The following is a 23,769-nucleotide window of genomic DNA, read 5'->3' on the forward strand; positions in this document are numbered from 1 at the left end:
ACCTTCCGCGACACGGCGTCGTGACCCACTACCATCCCTGCCACGGGCACTCCAGCGGAGGACGGCAGCCGATGGCAAGGACGGCACAGGACGTAGTGGCACCTGCCAGGCCGCAGTCCGGCGACGTGCTGCGTTCGGTGGTGGTCTGGTGAGCATCGAGCACCTGACCACCCACGGCGTCTTCACCCTCGACAGCCAATCGTTCGACGTCACCAACAACGTCTGGCTCGTCGGCGACGACGACGAGGTCGTCGTGATCGACGCCGCCCACGACGCGGCGCTGATCTGGGAGGCGGTCGGCGGACGCCGCGTCCCGATGATCGTCTGCACGCACGGGCACAACGACCACATCAATGCGGCGGTCGAGCTCGGCGATCTCGTCGACGCGCCCATCGCCCTGCACGCCAACGACCGGATGCTGTGGAACGCCGTCCACGCCGACCGCGCTCCGGATCTGGACCTGAGCGACGGCCAGGTCATCTCGGTCGGCGGCGTTGACCTGACGGTGGTGCACACGCCGGGACACTCCCCCGGCTCGGTGTGCCTGCGCGGCAACGGCGTGCTGTTCTCGGGCGACACCCTGTTCCAGGGCGGGCCTGGCGCCACCGGCCGCGCCTATTCGGATTTCGACGCGATCATCGCGTCGATCCGTGACCGCCTGCTGACCCTGCCGCAGGACATGGTGGTCCACACCGGACACGGGGACAGCACGACGATCGGCGAGGAGTCGGGGTCACTGCCCGACTGGATCGCGCGCGGTCACTGACCCAGCGGACACCCCGTCGGCGGGGTGAGTCCCTGGTCACCCGGCGCCAACAGACTCCCCGAATCGGTCACCAGGCTCGGCGACACCCTTGACGCCCGCGCTGTCCTGATGCCACACCTGATCACGGGACGTCAAGCCACCAGACCCGCCATACAGCACGTTCACCATCCCCGCGCTGTTCGATCCGCCAACGGACTCGGCGGGGACACCGGCCGCAAGGTCGGCGCGACCATCGCCGTCGAAGTCGCCGGCGGCAACTGATTCCCCGAACCGGTCACCGGCTTCGACACCGCCCAGGATCCCGGCACTTCCCTGATGCCACACCTGATCACGGGATGTCAAGCCACCAGACCCGCCATACAGCACGTTCACCATCCCCGCGCGCTCGACGCCGCTGAGGGACTCGTTGGGGACACCGACCGCAAGGTCGGCGCGACCATCGCCGTCGAAGTCGCCCGCCGCGACCGACCATCCGAAGAGGTCGGGGAACTCAGCGACACCCTTGATGCCCGGACTGTCCTGATGCCACACCTGATCACGGGACGTCAACCCACCAGGCCCGCCATACAGCACATCGACGGATCCGACGCCAACGCCACTGACGGACACGGACTCGAACGGCACACCGATCGCCAGGTCGGCCCGACCGTCGCCATCGAAGTCACCGTCCGCCAGCGACCACCCGAACTCGTCCTCCGTCTCGGCGGCGTCCTGGATGCCCGGGCTGTCCTGATGCCACACCTGATCACGGGACGTCAACCCACCAGACCCGCCATACAGCACATTGACCATCCCTGCGAACTCCACGGCGCCGATGGACTCCTGAGGTACACCGACTGCGAGATCCGCCCGACCGTCGCCATCGAAGTCGCCCGCCGCCACGGCGTGCCCGAAGAAGTCGAACGCCTCGACACCGCCGAGGATGCCGACGCTGTCCTGATGCCACACCTGATCACGGGACGTCAACCCACCGGACCCGCCATACAACACGTTCACCATCCCCGCGCCATCCGACCCGGCAACCGACTCCTCAGGGACACCCACCGCCAGATCAGCCCGGCCATCACCATCGAAGTCACCCGCCGCAACCGACGCCCCGAACCGGTCACCAGGCTCGGCGACACCCTTGACGCCCGCGCTGTCCTGATGCCACACCTGATCACGGGACGTCAACCCACCAGACCCGCCATACAACACGTTCACCATCCCCGCGCCATCCGACCCGGCAACCGACTCATCAGGGACACCCACCGCCAGATCGACGAACCCATCACCGTCGAAGTCGGCCCACACCGAGTCTGCGGGCTGCGCAGCCACCGTAGTCGCCTGCGCCGGATCCACCGACCGGCACACCGCCGCGATCAGCAGTACGAGCACCACGACGCCCCGGACGACTGTGGTCGAGTTCGGTCGCGCTCGACCAGCGCTCCCCATACGCCGGGCCGATCCTCGTCGGAACCGGAGGCGCGCACCCGACCGCTCGTTGGTCACGAACGCCGGCATGCAGAAGACGCCCATCTTGGTCACCCCCGCTGGAACCATCACATGTGTCATGTTCATGCGGAACGACATGAGAATATGAAGCAGGGTGCTGTGAACACAAGGATGTCGGGCGTTCAGCTCTCGCTGCTGCAGTCAGCGAGCGGGCGTGCCGGATCCTATGGAGCCTCGTAGGCGTGCCGGTACATCACCGCGATGCGGGGGCCGGCGTTTGCGGCCTTGGGGATGGCGTGCTCGCAGGTGCGCTGGCATGACCCGCCCATGACCAGCAGATCGCCGCGTCCCACGGCCCAGCTCAGGCTGGACCCGCCTCCGCGAGGCCGCAGGCGGAACGGCCGCGGCTCCCCGAGCGACACGATCGCCACCGTGGCCTCCGGCAGGTCACGGGCGATGCGGTCGCCGTGCCACGCCACGCTGTCGCGCCCGTTGCGGTACAGGTTGCAGGCGATCCGGTCGAGCGCAATGCCGTAGCGCTCGCTGAGGACGTCCGACAACTCGCCGAGCAGCCGGAGCTGGGGCGGCAGCGTCCCACGCTGGACACTGGCGACCAGCCGGGGACGCGGCACGTCTGCACCCCGGATCCGCTCGGTACCGGTGCGCCATGGCAGGTACCGTTCGGCGGCGTCGTAGAGCGCGTCGGCGCCGCGGACCCAGCCTGGAAGCCGGTCGACCCACGCGCCGTCCGGTAGGTGGTGCCGGCGCAATCCGGCGAAGTCGGCCGCGTACTCCGGCGTCGTGGTTGCGGTGTCGAACAGCGATCCCTGGAAGGTGAGCGTCCCGGTCATGCGCAACAGCATAATCGAACGGACGTTCGGTCGCCACCGTCACCTACGATGGCTCCTCATGCTGGCCATCGATCACGCGATCATCGCGGTCGACGACCCCGCGACGTGGGCCCGGCAGCTGCGGCACCGGGCCGGCCTCACGGCCGTCCCAGGTGGACGCCACGAAGGCACCGGCACGGGCAACTGGATCGTGCCGCTCGGGGACACCTACCTCGAGCTCATGACCGTCGTCGACCGCGCCGAGGCCGAGGTGAGCGCGCTCGGCCGGTGGCTGCTCGAGCAGATCCGCAACGGGGATCGCCTGGCGGGCGTATGCCTGCGGACCGACGCCATCGACGAGATCGCACAGCGCCTCGATCGGACGCCCGAGGCGATGTCGCGTCGCGCCGACGACGGTACCGTGCTGCGCTGGCGGCTGGTCGGGCTCGATGCGGCGCTGTCGGACGGGGCGCTGCCGTTCTTCATCGAGTGGGACATCGACGACGGTCAGCATCCGGGCGCGATGGCGGCCGATCACGCCGCGACCCCGGGGGGCATCCGATGGATCGAGGTCGGCGGCGACCGGGGGCGCCTTGACGCCTGGCTGGGCGACGACGTCCTGCCCATCCGCTGGGTCGACGAGGCACCGGGCCCGCGCACCGTCGCGATCGCGACGTCCGAGCGCCTCGTGCAGATCACCGCCACCGGCCTCGCCTGACCCCACCTGGCGTCTCCGGATCAACGCAGGTGGTTGCCCGAACCGAGCGGTCCCGTGGCACGTCGGCTACTCGCATGCAGCTGTAACGAACGGACGGTGTGGTCCAACGCGCTACGGGGTCTTCGACGCCAGGACGTCGGCTCTGTTGATCTCCGGCGGTGCGCTGAGCAGACGGTCGGCGTTGTTCATCAACGCAGCCGCGATGGGCCCGTCGAGATGGGCGCTGCGCTCCTGCTCACCGGGGAAGGCGTCGACGATCCAGAAGGTCGACGTAGTGGAGCGCAGTGCAAACCAGACCGGCGTGCCCTCCTCCTGGTTGGCGAGGCCGACCGCTCCGGTGAGGAACTGCGCGACCTCGTCCTCGAGCCCTTCGCGGGCGGTCAGCTTCACGACGAGTGCGACGGTGTTCATTGTTCCTCCCTGCCTGGTGAACGCCCCTGCCTGGCGCACCCCTAACACGGCACGGTAGGTGCGCCTTTCGCACCGGACGATGGCGGAAACGACAGCGTCGCTACCATCTGCGACATGCGAATCGCCTTGGCCGTCACCCAGACCTGCTTCAGCTCCGGGGTCGCGGCACTCCTGGACATCCTGGGGACGGCCGAGGCGCACCGCGCCGACGTCGACACGTCGATCCCTCCCCTGCGGCTGCGTGTTCTGGCACCGGATCTGCGGGTGACCACGAGCAGTGGCATGGACGTGCCTGTCGACGGTCCCTTGTCGGACCTCGGCGACCACGACGTCGTGGTCGTGCCGGCCATGGGCACGATGACCGGCGACGACACCCTGGCAGGTCTGCGCCGCGCTGACGCGCGCGCTGTGGTCGCGGCCATCAGCGACCTCGCCCCGACCGCACACACCGTGGCGGCCGCCTGTACGGGCGTGTTCCCGGTCGCCGAGGCGGGATGGCTGGAACGACGTCGCGCCACCACCAGCTGGTGGCTGTGGCCGGCCTTTCGACAGCGCTATCCATCAGTCACGCTCGACGTCGACGCGATGGTGGTCGCCGACGACCACGTGGTGACGGCCGGTGCCGCGTTCGCGCACATCGATCTCGCGCTCGCGCTGGTCCGTCGGCACAGCGCGGCTCTGGCCGACCACGTGGCGCAGCTGCTGGTGATCGACCAGCGCCCCTCGCAGAGCGCCTACATCGCAATCGACCACCTGGTCCACAACGACCCGCTCGTGCTCGCGTTCGAGCACCATGCACGGGCGCATCTGAGCGAGCCGCTCGACATCGGCGACGTCGCCACCGCGATCGGGACGAGCCGGCGCACGCTCGAACGACGTACCGCCGCGGCGCTGGGGATGAGCCCGCTGTCCGTCATTCAGCGCCTCCGGGTGGAGCGCGCCGAGCACCTCGCGCGGACGACAGGCCGCAGCCTCCAACGGATCGCGTCGGAGGTCGGCTACGCCAACGCGTCCACCCTGCGGGCGCTCATGCGCCGCCTGAGGTGACGGGGCCCCGATCCGGACGTTCCGTCAACGCCGGAGGCGGCATGGTCCAGGTGACGGCGGTGCCCTCCACGGCGGTCACGTCGTCGTCGCGGGTCACCGACACCCGGCAGCTCGCGATCGGCTTGTCGGCGCGGACCTCGACCACCTCGACTCTGCCCGTGATGGTGTCCCCCGGCCGCACCGGCGCGCGGAAGTCCAGCGTGAGGTTGAGGAACACCGAGCCCGGGCCCGGCAGGTGCTGGGCCACCACCGCGTTGAGGATCGCGGTCGTCACCCCACCCTGCACCACGATCCCGCCGAACGGTGACGCCGCCGCGTAGGCCTCGTCGTAGTGCAGCGGGTTGAAGTCGCCGCTGATCTCGGAGAACAGCTCGATGTCGCGCGTCGTCACCGTCCGCTGCATGCTGGCGGTGTCCCCGGTGGCGGGCGCACCGCCAGGCCACACCTCCGAGGCGGTCGAGTGATCACCCATCTGCGCTCCTCGCGGCGTCAGGGACCGTGTCATTCGGTGAAGATCGCGGTGGGCAGGAGGGCGGTGACCACCATGTTCGGCACGTCTGGCAACGCGGCGATGCGCAGGTCGACGGCCACGCTGCAGATCGCGTAAGCCTGCTGCCGGTCGAACCCGCGCTCACTGACGAGGTGGTCGATCATCTCGCGCAGCGCGTCGCGGGTGGCGACGGTGACGTCTTCGGAGTAATTGACGCCGTCGGCGTCGATCGACAGGCCCGTGGTCGCGTAGAAGCTGCGCGGCGCGGCGAACTCGGGCGGCACGGAGTAGTCCTCACGCTCGAAGCGCAACCGGCGCAGGTTGCGCTCGGCAGCCTCGCCTTTGCGCAGGTCGAAGCGGAACCGGAACGTCGACCGCATCTCGATCGCCGTGCCGCAGCTCTCGTTGTCGCCCTGGGCGTAGTGCGCGTCACCGCCGGAGAACAACGCCCCCTCCGTCCAGACTGGGATGTACAGGCGCGCGCCCACCCCGCACTGGCGGATGTCGACGTTGCCGGCATTCTCGCGCGGCGGCACCGTGCGCAGCGCCTCACCGGCGATCGCAGGATCGTCGGGGACCGCGCGTGCGGGGTCCGGCGGCAGCACCATGCCCCCGCGGTCGAGCAGGTCCTGCTCGCGGTCCGTGATCTCGGTCATCAGGTCGCGCGACGGTGCGACGCCGAACGTGCCCAGGAACGGCGCCGCCGGGATGCGCACACCAGGAAGGTCGTCGGAGGTGGCCCAGCCGTCTGCCATCCGCCAGCGGATCATGTGCGGCTCGGGGAAGTCGTCGCGGAGGAACCCGAAGCCGGGGATCTGCACGGTGAATCCGAAGTCGGCGGGCGTGACGTCGACGACGTCGACGACCAGCAGGTCACCTGGCTCCGCACCTTCGATGTAGACCGGACCGGTCAGCGGATGCACCGGCCCGAGGTCGGCGTTGGCGACGTGGTCGACGGTCGAGTCGGGCGTCAACTGGCCGTCGAGCGCGTCGCGGGTGTCCATGACGACCTCGTCGCCCGGTGCGCAGCGCACGACGGGTGGGATGTCGGGGTGCCAGCGGTTGTGGCCCTTGGCCGGCTCGCCGGCCAGCGGCACCGAGTAGTCGACGCGGATCTCGTGGGTCGTCATGTGCTGCCTCCGCTCCATCGCGGCCGGCACCGCCGTCCGGCGGCGCCGGTGCCCATCGTTTGCTGAACCGGGCCCCGCTCATCTGCGGAACCGGGCCCCGCAACGTTGTACCCGGTGTCGACCGCAAGCGACACCGCGGCCATCGGCCACCGGCATGGATCGGCCGGTCCGGCCCACCGTCCGCGCCGTCACTGCTTCACGCCACCGTACGATCGGCTGAGATCCACGACGAGCCGCGGGAGGTGGCCGAGGATGGCGTTCACTGACGACGCGCCGGTCTGCAGGACGTGCGCGGTCCAGCACCGCCCCGGCCCGCAGCCTGAGCTCTGCGCGATCTGCGCCGACGAGCGACAGTGGGTGCCCGCCGACGGCCAGCAATGGACCTCGCTGGCGGGCCTGCGCGCCGAGGGACACAGGATCGCGGTGCGCGACCTCGAGCCGGGGATCACCGGCGTCGGCGTCGACCCGAGCCTTGGGATCGGCCAGCGGGCGCTGCTCGTGCGGACCGACGCGGGCAACGTGCTGTGGGACTGCATCGGCTACATCGACGAGGCAGGTGTCGCAGCTGTAGCCGCGCGTGGCGGCGTCGCCGCGATCGCCGCGTCACACCCACATTTCTACGGCGCAATGGTCGAGTGGAGCCACGCCTTCGACGACGCCCCGTTGCTGCTGCCATCCGCCGACCGCGCGTGGGTGCTGCGCGACGACGCGCCGATCATCTGGTGGGACAACGAGGTCGAGCCCGTGCCCGGTGTGCACCTCGTGCAGTGCGGCGGCCACTTCGACGGCAGCGCCGTACTCACGGTCGACGCGGCCGCCGACGGGCGCGGCGTGGTGCTGGTCGGCGACACGGCGACGGTGGTCAAGGACCGCCACGTCAGCTTCATGCGCTCGTATCCCAACCTGATCCCCCTGCCCGCCGCAACCGTCATCCGGGTCGCAGACCGCCTCACCCGCTACCCCTTCGGACGGATCTACGGTGGGTGGTGGGACACGGTCATTCCCGACAGTACGGGCGTTGTCGAGCGCTCCGTCGAACGCTATGTCCGGTGGGTCGAGCAGTCCTGACACGCCGCCCGAGGCGCCGCGCAAGCGGCTGCCCGACGGGCCAACTGGCTAGCACGCCTGAGTCGGTCAGGACAGTGCCCGCCATGGTCGCGGACGAACTCAGGTACCTGCCCGGCTCGTGGCTGCTGCGGCTGCGTGCCGAACGCGAGGCCGATCAGACCATCGAGAGCCAACGCTACGATGCCCATTGCTGTCGATGCTGACCCTTGCAAGTCAACGCTAGGGGTGGCTCGATGAACATCAACGCCGGCCGACGGTGACCGGATGGGAGGCCGGCGTCGGATCTCGACGCCGCCAGTCCCTACGAGAGGCGTCGAGCGCGTCCACCACGCGGCCCGCGGCGAATCGGACGGTCCGCGTGGGCGTCAGGAGAGGCGGTCGAGCGCGTCCAGCGCGCGGTCGACGTCATCGGAGCCGTGGTAGTGCACGAACCCGATGCGCACGGCACCCCCGGTGTCCAGCAGGCCCAGGCGTCGCATCGGCTCGATGGCGTAGTAGTGCCCGGCCCACACGTAGATGCCGTCGGCGGCCATGCACTCCGCGACAGCCTGCGGCGCCCATCCGTCGACCGTGACGGCGAACGTCGGGGTGCGGCCGTCCACGCCCTCGACACCGTGCAGACGGACGTGTGGCAGCCGCTCCAGGCCCGCGAGAAACCGTCGCGACAGGTCGCGTTCGTGCGCGCCGATCGCGTCCATGCCGATCTCGTCGAGGTAGTCCAGGGCCGCGCCCGTCCCGGCGATCGCCTCGAAAGCGGCGGTGCCGTTCTGCCACCGCTCGGGGCCGCTGTCGGGTGACGGGCGGACCTTGCGGGGCGTCCACCGTGCAAGCAGCTCGGGATCGGCCGACAGCACACCGGCGTGGGGGCCGAAGAACTTGTACGGCGAGCACACCACAAGGTCGACGCCCGCGGCTCGCTGGTCGATCGGCACGTGCGGTGCGGCGTGCACGGCGTCCATGAACGTCACCGCACCCACCGTCTCCGCCGCCTCTACGAACGGCGTGGGGTCCACCAGCGTCCCGAGCGCGTTCGACGCGCCAGGGAAGGCCACCAGACACGTCCGCTCGTCGACCTGCAGCGTGTCGAGATCGAGCATCCCTGTCTTCGGATCGAGATCGACCCAGTCAACGGTCGCGCCGGTGCGCTCGGCGAGGTGCAGCCAGGGTGAGACGTTGGCGTCGTGGTCCAGGCGCGTGCACACGATGCGATCGCCAGCCTCGACCTCGGTAGCGAGCGCATCCGCGACGTGCAGGGTCAGCGTCGTCATGTTCGGACCGAAGACGATGCCGTCGGCCCGCCCTCCCAGGAACGCGGCTGCCTGCGTACGCACCTCGGTACAGAGCGCATCGGTCGCCTGCGACGTAGGGAACGCGCCGTGTGCGTTGGCGCTGCCCGCCCGCAGGTAGGCGGTCATCGCCTCGACCACCTGCTCGGGGACCTGGGTGCCGCCGGGGGCGTCGGCGTGGACGACCGGCCGTCCGTCCGCGGTCGTGGCGCGCAGGGCGGGGAACCGGGCACGGACGTCGTCAAGCGCGATCATCTGGCCATCCTCGCACGCCGGCCGCTACCATCGAACGCGTGGACCGCAGTCCGCTTGCCTTCGGACGAGGAGTCGACGTGGGCATCACCAGGCTGAACCACGCGGTGCTGTACGTCAGCGACGTCGAACGCAGCGTCGCCTTCTATTCGGACGTCCTGGGCTTCACCAAGCTGCCGATGGACGTCCCCGGGATTGCCGCCGCGTTCATGCAGGCGCCGGGATCGACCAACGACCACGATCTGGGGCTGTTCCAGATCGGCCCAGCTGCGGGTCCGTCGCAAGCGGGACGGTCGACGGTCGGCCTGTACCACCTGGCATGGGAGGTCGACACGCTCGCGGAGCTGCGGCGCCTCGCCGAGCGTCTCGGCGCGCATGGCGCCCTCGTCGGTGCGTCTGATCACGGCTCGACCAAGAGCCTGTACGGCCGGGACCCCGACGGCCTGGAGTTCGAGATCGCGTGGATCATCCCTGCCGACCTCCTCGACGAGCAGGCGCTCGCCGCCCGCACCCGCATCGGCCGGCTCGACATCGACCGCGAGATCGCACGCTACGGGGCCGACACCCGCGGCGGCGTCGGCATCTCCCAACCGGTCTGACCAGCCGACCTGGCGACGAGTCTCACCGCCCAGCGCGGACTGCCGTCCCCGGACCGGTACGACCACACAACCCGGGGACGGATCCCATCGCCCACCGCGACCGCCGTCTCACGTGCGGGGACCGGGCCTCAGACCTCGGTGGTCCAGCCCCAGCGGTCGGGTGTCTCGCCGCGCTGCACCGTTTGCAGCGTCTCACGCAGCTTGGTCGTGTTGGGGCCTGGTGAGCCGTCGCCGACCGTCAGCCGCTCGCCCTCGTGCACAAGCGCGCCGACCGGCGCGAGGACGGCCGCCGTGCCCGACAAGGCCATCTCGACCTGCGGCGCGCGCTCGACGAGCTCATCGACCGTCAGATCACGCTCTTCGACGTCGTATCCCTGCTCGCGGGCGATCGTCAGCACCGAGTCGCGGGTCACACCGTGCAGGAACGACCCGTCGAGGGCGCGCGTGACGAGGCGGTGGCCGTCGATCATCATGAAGTTGGCGGCGCCGGTCTCCTGCACCATGCCGCCGGGAGCGAACAGGACCTGGTCGGCGCCGAAGGCCTCGGCCGCGCGGCGGGTGATGCCCAGCGCCATGGCGTAGTTCGCACCGGTCTTGACCTGCCCGAACTGCGGCGTCGTGCGCGGCAGCTCGGTCTCGACCGCGACCGTCAGGGTGCGCGATGTGTCGAAGTAGTCCCCGACCGGCGACGCGAGCACGTACAGCAGCGCGGTGTCCGACGGACGCGCCGCAGCACCGATATTCGGCTCGGTGCCGATGAGGACCGGCCGCAGGTACAACGCGCCGGGCGGCTCCGGGACGTCGTCGCGGTTGGCGGCGACCGTGTCGCGGACCATCTCGGTGAGCAGGTCGACCGGGGGCTCGGGCATCCACAGCAGCTCGGCACTGATGCGCATGCGCTCGACGTGACGGTCCAGCCGGAAGATGCGCACGGTGCCGTCGGGACCGCGGTGGGCCTTGAGCCCCTCGAAGCAGGCACTGCCGTAGTGCAGGACGTGCGCCGCCGGCGACAGGTCCAGGGAGCGGAACGCTACGAGCTCGTGGCCGTTGAACCGACCCGATTCGTAGGCGCTGATCGCCATCGTCTCCGAGAACACCGATCCGAACGCTGTCGCCGCCATGGCGCATCCTCCTGGGCGGGCCACACGCCACGCCTGTCGTCACTCCCAGCATGGCAAATTTTGGTCCGGTCCGCTGGCCGGCATGGCGTCCGACCCGCCCCAGCGGCTGTGTGGAGCGGGTCGCCTCCTGCACCGATCACCGCCGACCGAAGAGTGAAGACGACGACCTGCACGACGCTCCCGGGCGCGCACCCGGTCTTCGACCACCACGTGTCCGAGGCGGCCGGCCACGACCCACCCCGAACCACATCATCGATCACGAGCCCCGTCGGCTGCGCGCGTGGTGTAGGCAACTGCGGCAGCGCCGCGACGTTTCCGGACATCTCAGACGCGCGTTGGCCGCCGCCGACCGAGGGGACGCCGCCCGATGCTGGCGTCGGCGAAGTCGATCATCGCAGCTGTCAGCGCAGCGGGCCTGGATGGGCAGCCGTCCGTGACCGCCTGATCCGCGGCGCGGTGCGCCGACCGTCCCAGACGAGCGGTTCGGTGGCCCACCTGCTCTAGGCTGCTCACGACGAAGGGGCGTCGTGGATCACCAACGGAGCAGGCCAAGACTCGCAGCGCGGCGCGTCGCGACCGTCGCGATGACGCTGCTGCTCATGTCGGCCTGCGGTGGTGCCCAGACCGTGGAGTCGACCGACGCTTCGACGTCCGACGAGGTCACGGTCGCGGCAGCGGCGGCGTCCGGTCCCGCGGACGCGCCGTCCGACGCGGCAACGTCGGCATCGGAGCCATCGGTCGCGACGTCCGACGCCACGGCCTCGGTCGCCGACCTCCAGACCGGCCTGCTCACACCCGAGGCGCTGCCGGACCCCGGGCCAGGCTTCTCGTGGGTGACGACGCGGGACCGTTCGGCAGCACGTCCGTCGGTGCGGCTGTTCGATCCTTGTGAGCCGACCGACTACCCGACGGATCCGCAGCGGACGGAGGTCCTCGTGCGCGACCTGCGTGTGGAGGAGCCAGGCGGCGCGGCACCCGAGACCGCGGAGGTACGCCAGAACCTCGCGCGCTACGGCGGGCCCGATGTCACGGCGGACGCGATCGACGGCTTCCTGCGAGCCGCACAGGAGTGCGACCGCAGCGGCCCGGAGGGTGCCACCAAGACGACCGAGGTGATCGTCGCCGAGGACGACCGCCTCCTGCTGCAGACGACGCCGGACATCGGCCTGTCGACCCTCTACACGATCGTCGAGCGGCGCGGCGACGTCGTGACCCTCGTGCGCTACTACCCGGGGGAGACGCGCGAGGCCGACCGTAGGGCGCAACGGATCGCCGACGCGGTCACCGCAGCGCTCGATACTGCCGGCTGAGCATCGTCCTCCTCCACCGGTCGGCTGCTCCGAGGCCGCCGACCGGTCGTAGGGTTGCGGCAATGACGACAGCCATCTCCGATGGGCGCCGTCGCGTCCAGCGCGCAGAGTTCACGGCCGTGCTTGCCTTCTCGATGGCGCTCACCGCGCTCGGGATCGACCTGATGCTGCCGGCATTCGGACAAATCCGTGGTGACCTCGGCCTGCCGTCGGACTCGACCGCGGTCGCCGGACTGATCACCGCCTACTTCCTCGGGCTCGCGATCGGGCAACTGGGCTACGGGCCGATCGCCGACCGGTTCGGGCGGCGTCCCACCATGTTCGCCGGGTACGCCGTCTACGGGCTCGCTGCGCTGGTGACAGCGCTGGCGCCCTCCCTGCCCCTGCTGCTGGCCGGCCGGTTCGTCTGGGGGCTCGGCGCCGCCGCCCCCCGGGTGGTCACCCTCGCGATGGTGCGCGACGCGTTCGAGGGAGAACAGATGTCCCGCATCATGTCACTGATCATGGCGGTGTTCATCCTGGTGCCCGTCGTAGCACCGACGCTGGGAGCCGCGCTGGTCGCGGTCGTGTCGTGGCGCTGGCTGTTCGGCGTCTGCGCGCTGGTTTCGATGGTGTTGTCGGTGTGGGCAGTGCGGCTGCCAGAGACGCTGCGCGAGGAGCACCGGATGCAGCTGCGCTTCCGACGCGTCGCGCGTGCCGCACGCGTCGTGGTGTCGAATCGGCAGTCGGTCGCGTACGGCCTCGCGATGACGGCGCTGTACGGCGTGTTCACGTCCTACCTGGCCAGCGCCGAGATCATCTTCGGCGAGGCGTTCGGCCGCGCCGACATCTTCCCGTACCTGTTCGGCGGCATCGCCGCGGCGATGGGCGTGGCGATGCTGGCCAACGCGTGGATCGTGGAGCGGGTCGGCACCCGACGCCTGGGCCACATCGTGCTGCTGACCTACGTGGTCATGGCCTGTGGGCTGGTCGTGATGGTCGAGGCGAACGACGGCCGGCCACCCCTTGCGGCGTTCGTGCTCGGGGTCGCGGCGATGCTGTCGGCACACGCACTGCTGATCCCGAACTTCAACACCATCGCGATGGACCCGATGGCGGAAGTCGCCGGGACGGCGTCATCGGTGATCGGTGGCGTGCAGGTGGCCGTGGGGGCGCTGCTCGGGTGGCAGCTGGACCGCGCGTTCGACGGCACCGTGACCCCGATCTCGTACGGGTTCCTGGGGTACGGCCTCCTCGCACTGGCCCTGGTGGTCTGGGCGGAGCGCGGCCGGCTGTTCCGGCCGCTGACGCCGTCACGCCGACCCGCACCCGAAGCGGTCGTCGTGCGCCCCTGACCGCGATCGCCGGCGGACACGCAGCGCCGCATGGACGGGGTCTGGTCGGCACGCCGAGCGCGTGCGCGCACGACGCTTCCACGCAGCTGCGTTCGTCAGGTCAGCGGCGCGGTCGGTCGGTCCAGGTCCGTGTGCAGATGACCGGTGTCGTTGAAGCGCCGGACGATCCAGCACCGTCGGTCACCACCAGGTGCGTCAACGAGCCGTTGTCGGCGGCGATGAACGCGAACGGCTCACATCCCGTCGCGAGGTGCACGACATGCCGATGACCGCACCGCTACCGGATCGCGCTCACTCATCCGCCGACCGACGTCACCCCCTCCCACTCGCCCAGATGCACCTCCCGAACGTCCGCGTCGACCCGCGGGCCACGCCGGTCCGCTCGGCCAGCGGCGGGGCGGTCTGCGCCGTGCGCCGCGGCGTTGAGACGTAGATCGCGTGACCTCCTCGCCGCACAGGCGGTCAGCGATCAGCTGCGCCCCCTGTCGGCCGCGAGGGTCCAGATCGGGGTCTGCCTGGCGACCCAGCACGGGCGCAGGCGCGTCGAATCGGGCGGGCGCCGACTCTCCGTGGCGGATCAGCAGCATGTCGCTCGCTCCCGGAGGTGGGCGGAAGCGGCGCTGGCGGTACTCGGTGGTGGCGGCATCGGTCGATGCCGCCACGGTAAACCCGCGTCGGCCTTGTACGCGGCGCCCATCGCCCCGAGGATGCCATGCGAGGAGGACAGCATGGCGAACATCCACGCCGGTCGACTCGCCGACGTCTTCAAGCAGCTCGCGCTCGCCACGCTGCTCACGGTCGAGCAGCCTACGCTGTATGCCGAGACGCACGCTGGCAACGCGGTCTACCCGAACCAGGCGCCACCACCCGGCGCGATCCCGGCGCCACGCGACCCCGTCACCGAACGGGCCTACGGCGTCGGCCGGTTCGTCGAGGCGATGGATCGCGATCCGCGGCTCGGAGCCAGCAGCTACGGCGGCATCCTGCGCGAGCACATCGCCGGGTCGGCGACGATCCCTGGATCCCCGGCCGTCGCCATGGCAGTCCTGCGTGACCGCGCGGACTACCTGCTGTGCGACGTCGACCCCGTCAGCACGGCCGACCTCGAGCGGTGGGCCGTCACCGTGGGCCTCGGCCGTAGGGTGGCCACGGTGACCGCCGACGGCCTGCGCGCGGTCGGTCGTCGTGTGCTCGGCGGCTCGGCCGATCCTGCGTCGACGTTCGTACACGTCGATCCCTACGACCCCTGGGCCACCGGCGAGGACGGCACGTCGTCGATGGAGCTCACCCGCGCGTTGATCGCCGAGGGCATCAGCGTCATGCTCTGGTACGGCTTCGACGTACCGGCCGACCATGCGTGGGCCACCGACCAGCTCGCCGGTGACATCCCGCTGTGGTGCGGCGTCGCGATGGTCACCGACGCGGACGGGGCGACCCGCGATGACGGCGACCTGGGCGCGGCGACCACTCCGGGGACGGGATGCGGTGTGCTCTGCGCCAACACCTCGTCGGACGCGACCGAGCACTGCGAGCAGCTCGGCCATGCGTTGGCCGACAGCTACGCGGGCGTGCCCCTGCCGTCGGGTGAGCCCGGTGGGCTGGCGTTCACGGTCGTGCGCGCATGAACGCCGCCCACGCGGGCGGCCGCGTCAGGCGACCTCGACAGCCGAGCGGTCGAACTGGGTCGGGACGACGACCAGCGGCGTCGGCGAGATCCGCGCGAGCCGTTCGGCGACGGTGCGCCGCAGCCTCCTGGTCCCGCCCGCCGTGAGGATCATGGCCGAGTGGTGCCTGTCCGCGTAGGCGGCGATCGCGGCGACGGCATCGTCTGCGAGGACGGCCGCCGCCGACGTCGGGATGCCGCGCCGCCGCAGCGGCTCGGCGATGTGATCCGCGTACGCCTCGGCCGCGTCCGCCGGCGCCAGATCCTCGCTCGCCGCGAAGGGACCGAGCCGCGCAGTCACCTGGGCCGTGCGGGACAGCACGACGGCCAGCGAGACCCCCGTCGTCGTGGCCAGGCGCCCGGCGACGTCGGCGACCTCGCGGTCGCGTGCAGACCCGTCGAGCGCGACCAGCACGTGGGCGATGGTGCATGGCATGGTCAGCTCGCCAGCTGCAGGCGGCTGTTGTGGCCTGCGTAGTCGGGCACACGGCGCTGGTAGGACGTAGCCATCAGCGGTGAGGACACCATGAAGTCGGCAGACGCGCGGTTGCACGCCACCGGGATGTTCCACACCACCGCGATGCGCAGCAGCGCCTTGACGTCGGGGTCGTGCGGCTGCGGCTCCAGCGGGTCCCAGAGGAAGACCATGGCGTCGATGTCGCCCTCGGAGATCTTGGCGCCGATCTGCATGTCGCCGCCGAGGGGACCGCTCTGGAGCCGCTCAACCGGAAGGCCGAGCTCGTGTTCGAGGATGTTGCCCGTGGTCCCCGTTGCGATCAGGTGGTGGTCGGCGAGTGCGGCGCGGTTGTACTCCGCCCACTCGACGAGGTCGGCCTTGCAGTTGTCGTGTGCGACGAGCGCGATGGTCTTGCGCCCGGTCAGGACGTCTGTCATCGCTTCTCCTTGTGTCGGTACATCCCCGCGACCAGCCGCACGTCGTTCATGCCGGGCCGTGGAGCGGTCAGGGTCCGGTGGTCCGATCGGACCCGCCGGCGGGTTCGTCCACCACCCCACTGCTAGCAGCGTGTCCGCCCGCGCGGGTTACATCTTGATGAGCAGTTCGTCGCCGGGGCGTGTCATGGCCGGCAACCACAGGTCCAACACGCAAGATGACAGCCACATTCCCCCGGCTCGATCCAGGCGCGCACCGCACACACAATCCCGGAGAGCCAACCCATCACATCGGTGTGCGCGCTCCCCCCGGCCACCGCGCACACACAATCCCGGCAGCCAACCAACCACATCGGTGCGCGCGCTCCCCACGGCCACCGCGCACACACAATGGCAGCCAACCGACCACATCGGTGCGCGCGCTCCCCGGAAGTCGAGGTCACTTCCGGTTGAGGGACACCTCAGCCTGGTCGGCCGCCGTGCGTCCGGCACCCACGTCGTCCCAGGACGCCACCAGCGCGTCGGTCAGCTCGACCGGGCGGCTCAGCGCGATCAGGTGGCCGCCCGGGACCCCGACGGGCGTGATTCCGAGGCGCTGCCGTGCGATGCGGATCTGGAAGTCGGCGGGGAAGAAGCGGTCGTCACGCCCGGCGATCACACGGGTCGGCACCGTCGGCCACCCGCCCAGCGGCCAGGAGTCGGTGAACGGCGTCGACGACTGCGGGGGCTCGCCGCGGCGCATGGCCTCGTCCACGACGTGCTGTGGGACGTCATGGAAGAAGTCGTCGAGCAGGTCGTCGGCGAGCCGGCGGCCGTCGCGCGCCGCCCGCTCGGCCCTCGCAGCCGCCTGATCGGTCGTGTCCCACCACTGTCCGCCGGTCTCACCGGGCGTCGGGATCATCGCGTTGACCAGCACCAGCAGGTCGACGGACACCCGTTCGCACACCAGCGGTGCGGTCAGCCCACCCATCGACTGACCGACCACCACGAGCGGCCGCGTGTCCCCGATCGCCGCCACGACAACGTCGACGTACGTGGCCAGCCCTGCCGCGTCGTCACCCGCCGGCAGGTTGACCGCGGTCGCCAGCTGTCCTCGGCGTCGCAGCTCCTCGACGACCCGGTGCCAGTACCAGGCCTGGCCCCCGGCACCTGGGACAAGAACGAACGTCGCACGTCGGCTGCCGTCGGTCGGAGTCATCCGGCTTCCCTCACATGGTGGTCAACGTGGAGACGGTCAGGGCGGCCTGAACTCATCGGACTGACGGCCGCCGGGCGTACCGGCGGCCGTCAGTGGTGATCGGTGTCTACGCCTACGAGCCAGGTACCCGCAGGAGCAGCAGCTGCCCGTCCTCACGCTTGAGGGTCAAGGTCGGGCTGACGACCTCAGAGTCGACCCACTGCGCCGGGTCGTGGATCTGCACGGTGCTCAGCCACGCGCCCTCGCCGAACCAGCGCGAGGCGTCGACGATCCCACTCGATTCCGCGTCCGCGTTGACGACGGTCGCGACGGTCGACCAGTCACCTGAGCCGAAGTCGTGACGGAGGATGTTCGCGTTGGCGGTGTCCTCCTGCACCATGAGGCTCGTGCGGCTGGTGTCGAGGTTGTCGGGGCTCGTCATCTCGACGTAGGTCGGGTCGGTCTCAGCCGCGTCCCCATCCGCGAACACCGAGAAGCTCGTCACGCGTCGGGGGTTGTCCTTCGAGACGACGAACTTGAAGATCCTGCCGTTGTCCGCGAGTCCGATCGCGTCGGCCGGCCGGTGCATGCGACCCGTCGCAGGGTCGGGCACCACACGCGACGCACCGGTGTCGGCCACGTAGACCGTCCGCGGGTGGTGGCCGTCGGTCGCGACGTCCTCCAGACGGATGAACTGGAACACGTTGTTGTCGTTGGACCACTGCTCCAGCGCGTCCTGCGGCGGAAGCTCTGTCTCGCCGCGCGCTATGCGCTTGGGCACACGGATGAAGCGACCCTGCCAGTCGTCACCCGGCTGGATGTCGAGGTAGTCGTTGGCACCGTTGAACGGGTCCTGCGGATTCACCGGCCCCTCATCGGTACGCGTCACCTGGAACGCCCACAGGCTCCCGCGGTCACGGAACAGGTCGTCCTGGCTGCGCGTCAGGTACATGTACACCTGCGACGTGCCCGCCGTGAACGTGTCGTCGGTCGTCCAGATCGAGTGGTGTCGCCAACGACCCGGGACCACGACGCTGTTCTCGTGGTTCAGCCGTCCCATGCCGGCCACCTGGGTGTAGCGGCCACTGCGGACGTCGTAGGCGACCGCGTAGCCCGCCTGGCGCTGCGGAGCCACCGCCGGGTCGGGTCCGTACGGCGCGCCATCCGGCACGTCGATGATGTCGTTGCTCTCCTCGTTGACGAAGAACGTGTAGTTGCGGAACCCATGCTCCGGCCCGGCCATGAACGCCGAGCAGAAGCGGATGAACCCCGCCGACGACGGCAGCGCGACATCGGCCGAGCGCACACGGGCGCGGCCGTCGAGGACGAGCTTGGACACCGATGAGTCCTCGAAGTCCGCCGTGCCGCCGAAGGGCACCCTCGACTGCTCGTGGGCGACGTAGACCTGCACCTCGCCGTGCCCCGCCGGGGCGAGCCCGATGCCGTCCGGGATCCCCTCGAACATGAAGTCGCCGACCTGCTCCCCCACCGAGATGATCGGGGTCAGCGACGACCCCTGTGGCACCTCATCGGACAACGTCAGGTACGGATCCTTGTCCGTCTGGAACCCATCGCCGTGCTTCCCCTGGGAGTCAGCGTGCGCCGGCACCGCCAACCCCAGCACCAACATCAGAGACCCCACAACCCCATGATCCGCCGGCTCACCACAAGTGCCCTCCCCGCGTAGAGACGGGTCGGATGCTCTCACCATCAGAAAGGACAGTGAATTTGTCCCCGCCGATTGCTGTGGACCGGAGTGAGAGAGGTCATTCGTGGTCTGAGTCCGTCGAGAACCGGCCACTGGCGTCGGGTCCCGTCCGGTGGCAAGCTCCCACAAGCTGTGGTCGGCGCCGTAGTGGGGGCACACGATGCAGTTCGTTCCACGTCGAGCTCTGGTGACCACGCTCGTCATCGTGATGTTGGCCGCACTGGCCGTTCCCGCGGTGGCGGGCGGCATGCGACACGGCGACAAGGACGGCCGCTCAGTGCGGGTCGCCACGTTCAACGCCTCGCTGAACCGTGGCGCCGAGGGGCAGCTGCGCGCAGACCTGTCGACGCCGAACAACGCGCAGGCGCGGCAGATCGCCCAGATCATCCAGCGCGTGCGCCCCGACGTCCTTCTCATCAACGAGTTCGACTACGACCCAGCGGCGGTCGACCTGTTCCGCGAGAACTACCTCGAGGTCGCACAGAACGACGCCAGGCCGATCCGCTACCCCTACGCGTTCATCGACGAATCCAACACCGGTGTGCTGCCCGACGTGCCGGTCGACTTCGACAACAACGGGTCCTTCGCGCTGCCGGGCGACGGGTTCGGGTTCGGCTTCTTCCCGGTCAGTTCGGGATGCTGGTCCTGTCACGGTTCCCGATTCAGGCCGATCGGGTCCGGACGTTCCGGACGTTCCTATGGCGGGACATGCCCGGCGCGCTGCTGCCCGACGACCCGACCACCCCCGCGCCCGGCGACTACTACTCCGAGGACGAGCTCGACGTGTTCCGGCTGAGCTCCAAGAGCCATTGGGACGTCCCGATCGACGTTGGCGCACCGACGTCCGTCCACCTGCTGGCCAGCCACCCCACGCCTCCGGTGTTCGACGATCCTGTCATCGACCAGAACGGCCTGCGCAATCACGACGAGATCCGGTTCTGGGCCGACTACGTGCACCCTGCCGGGGGCGACTACATCTACGACGACGACGGTCGCCGTGGCGGGTTGTCGCCGCGCGCGTCGTTCGTGATCGTCGGCGACCAGAACGCCGACCCGTTCGACGGCGACAGCGTTGCCAGTGCGGCGAATCAGTTGCTCGACAACCCGATGGTCAACGACAGGTTCGTCCCGTCGAGCAAGGGGGCCGCCCAGGATGCTGTCGAGGACGGCGGCGTCAATGTCGACCACATCGGCGATCCGCGCTACGACACGGCCGACTTCAGCGACGACCCGCCGTTTGGCGCGGGCAACCTACGGGTCGACTACGTGCTGCCGAGCCGCCGGCTGAATGTGCGCCGCGGCGGGGTGTTCTGGCCGACCGAGGACAGTCCGCTCTTCCGCCTGGTGGGCGACGATGATCCTGATGTGGGTGTCCCGCTGAGCTCCGACCACCGCCTGGTGTGGCTCGACCTCAAGGTGCCCGGCCGCCACTGACCACCTGTGGACAACGGATCCACACCCACGCCCTCCAGCACTAACGTCCGTGGTCGAACACACATTCGATCACGGAGGGCACCATGCACGTGCTGGCGGCGATGAGGACGACCCTGCAGGACGACGGGACGTTGGCCGGGCCGTTGGAGGGCGAGCTCGTCGTGCTTCCGGCGCCCGACGTCGAGGTCGGTGACCTCGGGCTGTGCCGCAGGGAGCCACGGACGTTCGTCGGCGTCGACAGCCACGCGGACATCGCCGCCGTGGAGGTCGTGGAGCTGGCGGTCACGCCGCAGGTGATCCTGGGTCACGTGCGCGAGTCGCTGGCGCGCCGCTGCCCGTGGCAGGAGGACCGCATCGTCGACACGGCCGCGCGGCTTACCGCCGAGATGCTCAGCATCGCGCAGCAGTTTCCGGTGGGCACGATCCTGGACAAGCAGGGACGGCTGCTGCAGGCGCAGATCCCGCTGTTCGACCACGGTGACCGGCGACCGGTCTGCGGTTCGGCGGACGACGGTGGTGGGCCGTGGTGACTCCGCGCCTACGCCGGCGCGTCGTGGGTGCCACCGCCGGGTGGCGGTGGCTCGGGCTGGTCCGGCGCCGGCAGAAACGCACGGTCGACCGCCATCCAGATCGTGCGGGTCCACGGCGAGATGAGGAAGGGCAGCACCGCCGTGGCCGCCAGCCCGACGATCAGCAACGCGGTCCACGGCACGTCCGGCCAGGTCAGCACATCGTGGCGACGAACGACAGGCCGAACATGCCCTCGATGACCGCGAAGGCGATGATCATCGCGCCGAGCCAGTAGCCCTCCTCACGCTCGAAGACGAGACCGCACCGCGGGCAGGGGTCGCGGATGTCGAACAGGCCGTCGAACAGATCGCCGGCGCCGCACGTGGGCACTGGCGACGGAACCCGCGCCCGAGCAGGCGCGAGCGCTGCGTGCCGCAAGCGATCAGGTCACGGTCGGGTATCTGTCCCATCGGCTCCGGCCACCTCGGTCCACCACGCCCAGTGTCGCCGACCGCCGACGCGTCGACGGGCAGCGCGCGACCGGGCAGACTGACCTGATGGGACGATCCGCCGCATCCGCGCGTCAGGCGTGGGCGGTCGCGTCGATCACCCATGCGGCGGACGACCGGGTGCTCGAGCTCGGGTGCGGGCACGGCGTCGCCGCCAGCCTGGTCTGCGATCGGCTGACCACCGGCCGTTACGTCGGGGTCGACCGGTCCGCGGCGATGGTCGCGCAGGCGACGGACCGCAACCGTCACCACGTCGAGGCGGGACGCGCGAGGTTCCTGCGGGCGGCGATCGCCGAGCTGGCGGGCCACGGGTCCGTCGATGTGGTGTTCGCCGTCCACGTCGGCGTCTTCGTGCGCGGCGACCCGCACGCGGAGCTCGACGTCGTCCGACGGCACCTGCGCGACGGTGGTCGGCTGTGCCTGTCCTACCAGCCCCTGGCTTCGGACGCGGTCGACACGACGATCACGCGGCTGACGTCGACGCTGACGGCCAACCGCTTCGACGTCGTCGACGTGGTCACCGGCGCGCCGGCGTCCCGGCCGATGTTCACGGTCGTCGCCACGCCCGGCGCGACGCCAACCGAGGCCCCTCACCCGGGCGCGCCGTTCGCCGACGCCAGCGCGGCGAGCACACGATTGCACGTCGCGTCGAGGGCGAGCCGGTCCGCGAGGTCGACGACGGCCGCGGGGTCTGCCGGCGCCGCCGGCAGCGCGTCGTCGAGCCGCGGGATGTCGAGGTGGGTCGCGACCCTCACTACGGGGTCCGCAGCGATGAGGTACTCCCGCGATCCGAGCACCTTGCGACGCACGGCGATCGCCATGTCCGATCCGGGGTCCGCGGCTGCGTCGAGGACGGCGCCGATGGTCCTGTAACGGGAGATCAGCGTCGCGGCCGTCTTCTCGCCGATGCCGACCGCACCCGGCAGCCCGTCACTGGGATCGCCTCGCAGCAACGCGTAGTCGGCGTAGGCCGTGCCCGGGATCCGGTAGCGCCTGGCGACGGCGGCCTCGTCGATGACCTCGTGCCGCCCGACGCCCTTCGCGATGTAGAGCACCCGGACGTCGCGGCGGTCGTCGATGGTCTGGAACAGGTCGCGGTCACCGGTCACCACGTCGACCGGGCGACGTGCACGCGCCGCGAGCGTGCCGATGACGTCGTCGGCCTCGTAGCCCGCGACGCCCACCCACGCGATGCCGAACGCGTCGAGTGCCTCGCAGATCAGCGGCACCTGCAGGGCGAGCGGGTCCGGGACGATCTCGGCGTCGCCCTCCGCGAGCCGGTGCGTCTTGTAGGTGGGCACCGCGGCAACGCGCCACGCCGGACGCCAGTCGGCGTCCATGCATGCGACCAGGTGCGTTGGCCGACGGACGGTGATCAGGTGGGCGATGAACTCGAGCAGGCCCTTCACTGCGTTGACCGGCGTGCCGTCGGGCGCCGCCAGCGGTGGCACGCCGAAGAACGCGCGGAAGTACATCGACGGCGCGTCGAGCAGCATCAGGCGTCCAGCCCCGGCACCCACGCCTCAAGCCTGCCACCGCGGACGCACCCTCACGACGTCCAGGCATCGGATCGACTGCCATCCACCGGAACATCCGTCCAGGTCTCAGCGGCGCGATGCCGTGCCGCCGCGTGCGCGAGGCTGGTCACGTGACACCGGACGACTACTTCGGGGAGTGCCGGCTGGGCATCGAGGTCTTCGCAGCGGTCTCGGAGATCCTGAGGCCGCGTCCGGTCGAGGTGCGCACGACGAAGAGCCAGGTCGCGTTCCGCACGCGGCGAGGGTTCGCGTACGTGTGGATGCCGGGCAGGTACCTGTCGAACCCCGGCGCACAGGTCGTCCTGTCCATCGCCCTCGACCGCCGTCTCGGCTCGGAGCGCTTCAAGGAGGTCGCGCACCCGTCCACGCGGATCTGGCAGCACCATCTCGAGATCCACGAGGTCACCGACATCGATGACGAGGTCGCCAGGTGGCTGCTGGAAGCGTACGAGCGCGCTGGATGATGATTGGACAGGTCCGGGCACTGGCGTGCAGGCCCTGCGACGCCAGGCTCGTCGCGATGCCGTGGGTTGCCCGGCGGGC

Annotated in this window: 26 protein-coding genes and 1 pseudogene; 12 read left to right on the forward strand and 15 right to left on the reverse strand. The window is 70.3% G+C overall.

The window, feature by feature from the left end:
• Window positions 1-148: 148 nt before the first annotated feature.
• On the forward strand, window positions 149-766 hold the full coding sequence (locus tag VK923_05290; protein ID HSJ44082.1) for an MBL fold metallo-hydrolase: 618 nt from the start codon (window positions 149-151) through the stop codon (window positions 764-766).
• A gap of 36 nt (window positions 767-802) precedes the next feature.
• Here VK923_05290 and VK923_05295 read toward each other — a convergent pair whose 3' ends face one another.
• On the reverse strand, window positions 803-2,326 hold the full coding sequence (locus VK923_05295; GenBank protein HSJ44083.1) for an FG-GAP repeat protein: 1,524 nt from the start codon (window positions 2,324-2,326) through the stop codon (window positions 803-805).
• A gap of 98 nt (window positions 2,327-2,424) precedes the next feature.
• On the reverse strand, window positions 2,425-3,051 hold the full coding sequence (locus VK923_05300) for an alpha-ketoglutarate-dependent dioxygenase AlkB (protein ID HSJ44084.1): 627 nt from the start codon (window positions 3,049-3,051) through the stop codon (window positions 2,425-2,427).
• Here VK923_05300 and VK923_05305 point away from each other — a divergent pair.
• Window positions 3,050-3,748, forward strand: coding sequence for a VOC family protein (locus VK923_05305; protein HSJ44085.1), 699 nt, complete (start codon window positions 3,050-3,052; stop codon window positions 3,746-3,748). The genes VK923_05300 and VK923_05305 overlap by 2 nt on opposite strands.
• A 111-nt stretch (window positions 3,749-3,859) precedes the next feature.
• Here the strand turns inward: VK923_05305 and VK923_05310 are convergent, their stop codons facing one another.
• Entirely contained in the window at window positions 3,860-4,159 is a 300-nt protein-coding gene (locus VK923_05310; GenBank protein HSJ44086.1) for an antibiotic biosynthesis monooxygenase, read from the reverse strand.
• Between the two features lie 114 nt (window positions 4,160-4,273).
• Here VK923_05310 and VK923_05315 point away from each other — a divergent pair, with 114 nt between their 5' ends.
• Window positions 4,274-5,206, forward strand: coding sequence for a helix-turn-helix domain-containing protein (locus VK923_05315; protein ID HSJ44087.1), 933 nt, complete (start codon window positions 4,274-4,276; stop codon window positions 5,204-5,206).
• Here the strand turns inward: VK923_05315 and VK923_05320 are convergent.
• On the reverse strand, window positions 5,187-5,678 hold the full coding sequence (locus VK923_05320) for a MaoC family dehydratase (GenBank protein ID HSJ44088.1): 492 nt from the start codon (window positions 5,676-5,678) through the stop codon (window positions 5,187-5,189). The two genes, VK923_05315 and VK923_05320, sit on opposite strands and share 20 nt — an antisense overlap.
• Before the next feature lie 29 nt (window positions 5,679-5,707).
• Window positions 5,708-6,826, reverse strand: coding sequence for an acetamidase/formamidase family protein (locus VK923_05325; protein HSJ44089.1), 1,119 nt, complete (start codon window positions 6,824-6,826; stop codon window positions 5,708-5,710).
• A gap of 252 nt (window positions 6,827-7,078) precedes the next feature.
• Here VK923_05325 and VK923_05330 point away from each other — a divergent pair, with 252 nt between their 5' ends.
• Window positions 7,079-7,894 carry a hypothetical protein gene (locus tag VK923_05330; protein HSJ44090.1) on the forward strand — a complete coding sequence of 272 codons (816 nt, stop codon included), beginning with the start codon at window positions 7,079-7,081 and terminating at the stop codon, window positions 7,892-7,894.
• 365 nt (window positions 7,895-8,259) lie between these two features.
• Here VK923_05330 and VK923_05335 read toward each other — a convergent pair whose 3' ends face one another.
• Window positions 8,260-9,435 carry a cysteine desulfurase-like protein gene (locus VK923_05335; GenBank protein HSJ44091.1) on the reverse strand — a complete coding sequence of 392 codons (1,176 nt, stop codon included), beginning with the start codon at window positions 9,433-9,435 and terminating at the stop codon, window positions 8,260-8,262.
• 77 nt (window positions 9,436-9,512) lie between these two features.
• On the opposite strand from VK923_05335, the gene VK923_05340 reads away from it, so the two are divergent.
• The gene (locus VK923_05340; GenBank protein HSJ44092.1) at window positions 9,513-10,031 is read left to right on the forward strand and encodes a VOC family protein; all 519 of its coding nucleotides are present in this window, start codon (window positions 9,513-9,515) and stop codon (window positions 10,029-10,031) included.
• 128 nt (window positions 10,032-10,159) lie between these two features.
• Here the strand turns inward: VK923_05340 and VK923_05345 are convergent, their stop codons facing one another.
• The gene (locus tag VK923_05345; protein HSJ44093.1) at window positions 10,160-11,152 is read right to left on the reverse strand and encodes a branched-chain amino acid aminotransferase; all 993 of its coding nucleotides are present in this window, start codon (window positions 11,150-11,152) and stop codon (window positions 10,160-10,162) included.
• Between the two features lie 584 nt (window positions 11,153-11,736).
• Here VK923_05345 and VK923_05350 point away from each other — a divergent pair.
• The 3 genes from VK923_05350 (at window position 11,737) to VK923_05360 (ending at window position 15,421) form a co-directional block, all read left to right on the forward strand.
• Window positions 11,737-12,462, forward strand: a complete 726-nt coding sequence (locus VK923_05350; GenBank protein ID HSJ44094.1) for a hypothetical protein — start codon at window positions 11,737-11,739, stop codon at window positions 12,460-12,462.
• 62 nt (window positions 12,463-12,524) lie between these two features.
• A complete protein-coding gene (locus tag VK923_05355; protein HSJ44095.1) occupies window positions 12,525-13,796 on the forward strand; it encodes a multidrug effflux MFS transporter in 1,272 nt (423 codons plus the stop codon).
• Between the two features lie 728 nt (window positions 13,797-14,524).
• The gene (locus tag VK923_05360; protein HSJ44096.1) at window positions 14,525-15,421 is read left to right on the forward strand and encodes a hypothetical protein; all 897 of its coding nucleotides are present in this window, start codon (window positions 14,525-14,527) and stop codon (window positions 15,419-15,421) included.
• A 24-nt stretch (window positions 15,422-15,445) separates the two neighbouring features.
• Here VK923_05360 and VK923_05365 read toward each other — a convergent pair whose 3' ends face one another.
• From VK923_05365 to VK923_05380, 4 genes are all read right to left on the reverse strand, one after another.
• The gene (locus tag VK923_05365) at window positions 15,446-15,895 is read right to left on the reverse strand and encodes a universal stress protein (GenBank protein HSJ44097.1); all 450 of its coding nucleotides are present in this window, start codon (window positions 15,893-15,895) and stop codon (window positions 15,446-15,448) included.
• 2 nt (window positions 15,896-15,897) lie between these two features.
• Window positions 15,898-16,353 carry a methylglyoxal synthase gene (locus VK923_05370; protein HSJ44098.1) on the reverse strand — a complete coding sequence of 152 codons (456 nt, stop codon included), beginning with the start codon at window positions 16,351-16,353 and terminating at the stop codon, window positions 15,898-15,900.
• A gap of 436 nt (window positions 16,354-16,789) precedes the next feature.
• A complete protein-coding gene (locus VK923_05375) occupies window positions 16,790-17,548 on the reverse strand; it encodes an alpha/beta fold hydrolase (protein HSJ44099.1) in 759 nt (252 codons plus the stop codon).
• Window positions 17,549-17,660: 112 nt separating this feature from the next.
• Window positions 17,661-19,157, reverse strand: coding sequence for an alkaline phosphatase PhoX (locus VK923_05380; protein HSJ44100.1), 1,497 nt, complete (start codon window positions 19,155-19,157; stop codon window positions 17,661-17,663).
• Between the two features lie 325 nt (window positions 19,158-19,482).
• Between VK923_05380 and VK923_05385 the strand changes: the two are divergent.
• The 3 genes and pseudogenes from VK923_05385 to VK923_05395 all read left to right on the forward strand — a co-directional run bounded on the left by VK923_05385 (window position 19,483) and on the right by VK923_05395 (window position 21,199).
• Window positions 19,483-19,791: pseudogene (locus tag VK923_05385) on the forward strand (endonuclease/exonuclease/phosphatase family protein).
• An 80-nt stretch (window positions 19,792-19,871) separates the two neighbouring features.
• The gene (locus VK923_05390) at window positions 19,872-20,669 is read left to right on the forward strand and encodes an endonuclease/exonuclease/phosphatase family protein (protein HSJ44101.1); all 798 of its coding nucleotides are present in this window, start codon (window positions 19,872-19,874) and stop codon (window positions 20,667-20,669) included.
• An 83-nt stretch (window positions 20,670-20,752) separates the two neighbouring features.
• Window positions 20,753-21,199: a hypothetical protein gene (locus VK923_05395; protein HSJ44102.1), complete on the forward strand. Its 447-nt coding sequence runs from the start codon at window positions 20,753-20,755 to the stop codon at window positions 21,197-21,199.
• A gap of 8 nt (window positions 21,200-21,207) precedes the next feature.
• Here VK923_05395 and VK923_05400 read toward each other — a convergent pair whose 3' ends face one another.
• From VK923_05400 to VK923_05415, 4 genes are all read right to left on the reverse strand, one after another.
• Complete coding sequence (locus VK923_05400; GenBank protein ID HSJ44103.1) at window positions 21,208-21,399, reverse strand: hypothetical protein; 192 nt, start codon at window positions 21,397-21,399, stop codon at window positions 21,208-21,210.
• Window positions 21,393-21,569 carry a hypothetical protein gene (locus tag VK923_05405; GenBank protein ID HSJ44104.1) on the reverse strand — a complete coding sequence of 59 codons (177 nt, stop codon included), beginning with the start codon at window positions 21,567-21,569 and terminating at the stop codon, window positions 21,393-21,395. Before VK923_05405 ends, VK923_05400 begins: the two co-directional genes overlap by 7 nt.
• Before the next feature lie 544 nt (window positions 21,570-22,113).
• Window positions 22,114-22,251 carry a hypothetical protein gene (locus VK923_05410; GenBank protein HSJ44105.1) on the reverse strand — a complete coding sequence of 46 codons (138 nt, stop codon included), beginning with the start codon at window positions 22,249-22,251 and terminating at the stop codon, window positions 22,114-22,116.
• A gap of 27 nt (window positions 22,252-22,278) precedes the next feature.
• Entirely contained in the window at window positions 22,279-23,208 is a 930-nt protein-coding gene (locus VK923_05415) for a 5'-3' exonuclease (GenBank protein ID HSJ44106.1), read from the reverse strand.
• A 128-nt stretch (window positions 23,209-23,336) separates the two neighbouring features.
• Here VK923_05415 and VK923_05420 point away from each other — a divergent pair, with 128 nt between their 5' ends.
• Window positions 23,337-23,690 (forward strand): DUF5655 domain-containing protein, encoded by a 354-nt coding sequence (locus tag VK923_05420; GenBank protein HSJ44107.1) that lies wholly within the window; start codon window positions 23,337-23,339, stop codon window positions 23,688-23,690.
• Window positions 23,691-23,769: the final 79 nt, after the last annotated feature.

It is taken from the genome of Euzebyales bacterium, from assembly GCA_035461305.1.
Classification (GTDB): Bacteria; Actinomycetota; Nitriliruptoria; order Euzebyales; family JAHELV01; genus JAHELV01.

Bases quoted from the DNA above. Each gene is read 5' to 3' on its own strand.
- VK923_05295 (HSJ44083.1), bottom strand. From the start codon at position 2,326: ATGAACATGACACATGTGATGGTTCCAGCGGGGGTGACCAAGATGGGC.
- VK923_05305 (HSJ44085.1), top strand. From the start codon at position 3,050: ATGCGCAACAGCATAATCGAACGGACGTTCGGTCGCCACCGTCACCTA.
- VK923_05300 (HSJ44084.1), bottom strand. From the start codon at position 3,051: ATGACCGGGACGCTCACCTTCCAGGGATCGCTGTTCGACACCGCAACC.
- VK923_05310 (HSJ44086.1), bottom strand. From the start codon at position 4,159: ATGAACACCGTCGCACTCGTCGTGAAGCTGACCGCCCGCGAAGGGCTC.
- VK923_05315 (HSJ44087.1), top strand. From the start codon at position 4,274: ATGCGAATCGCCTTGGCCGTCACCCAGACCTGCTTCAGCTCCGGGGTC.
- VK923_05320 (HSJ44088.1), bottom strand. From the start codon at position 5,678: ATGGGTGATCACTCGACCGCCTCGGAGGTGTGGCCTGGCGGTGCGCCC.
- VK923_05325 (HSJ44089.1), bottom strand. From the start codon at position 6,826: ATGACGACCCACGAGATCCGCGTCGACTACTCGGTGCCGCTGGCCGGC.
- VK923_05330 (HSJ44090.1), top strand. From the start codon at position 7,079: ATGGCGTTCACTGACGACGCGCCGGTCTGCAGGACGTGCGCGGTCCAG.
- VK923_05335 (HSJ44091.1), bottom strand. From the start codon at position 9,435: ATGATCGCGCTTGACGACGTCCGTGCCCGGTTCCCCGCCCTGCGCGCC.
- VK923_05345 (HSJ44093.1), bottom strand. From the start codon at position 11,152: ATGGCGGCGACAGCGTTCGGATCGGTGTTCTCGGAGACGATGGCGATC.
- VK923_05350 (HSJ44094.1), top strand. From the start codon at position 11,737: ATGACGCTGCTGCTCATGTCGGCCTGCGGTGGTGCCCAGACCGTGGAG.
- VK923_05355 (HSJ44095.1), top strand. From the start codon at position 12,525: ATGACGACAGCCATCTCCGATGGGCGCCGTCGCGTCCAGCGCGCAGAG.
- VK923_05360 (HSJ44096.1), top strand. From the start codon at position 14,525: ATGGCGAACATCCACGCCGGTCGACTCGCCGACGTCTTCAAGCAGCTC.
- VK923_05365 (HSJ44097.1), bottom strand. From the start codon at position 15,895: ATGCCATGCACCATCGCCCACGTGCTGGTCGCGCTCGACGGGTCTGCA.
- VK923_05370 (HSJ44098.1), bottom strand. From the start codon at position 16,353: ATGACAGACGTCCTGACCGGGCGCAAGACCATCGCGCTCGTCGCACAC.
- VK923_05375 (HSJ44099.1), bottom strand. From the start codon at position 17,548: ATGACTCCGACCGACGGCAGCCGACGTGCGACGTTCGTTCTTGTCCCA.
- VK923_05380 (HSJ44100.1), bottom strand. From the start codon at position 19,157: ATGTTGGTGCTGGGGTTGGCGGTGCCGGCGCACGCTGACTCCCAGGGG.
- VK923_05390 (HSJ44101.1), top strand. From the start codon at position 19,872: ATGCTGGTCCTGTCACGGTTCCCGATTCAGGCCGATCGGGTCCGGACG.
- VK923_05395 (HSJ44102.1), top strand. From the start codon at position 20,753: ATGCACGTGCTGGCGGCGATGAGGACGACCCTGCAGGACGACGGGACG.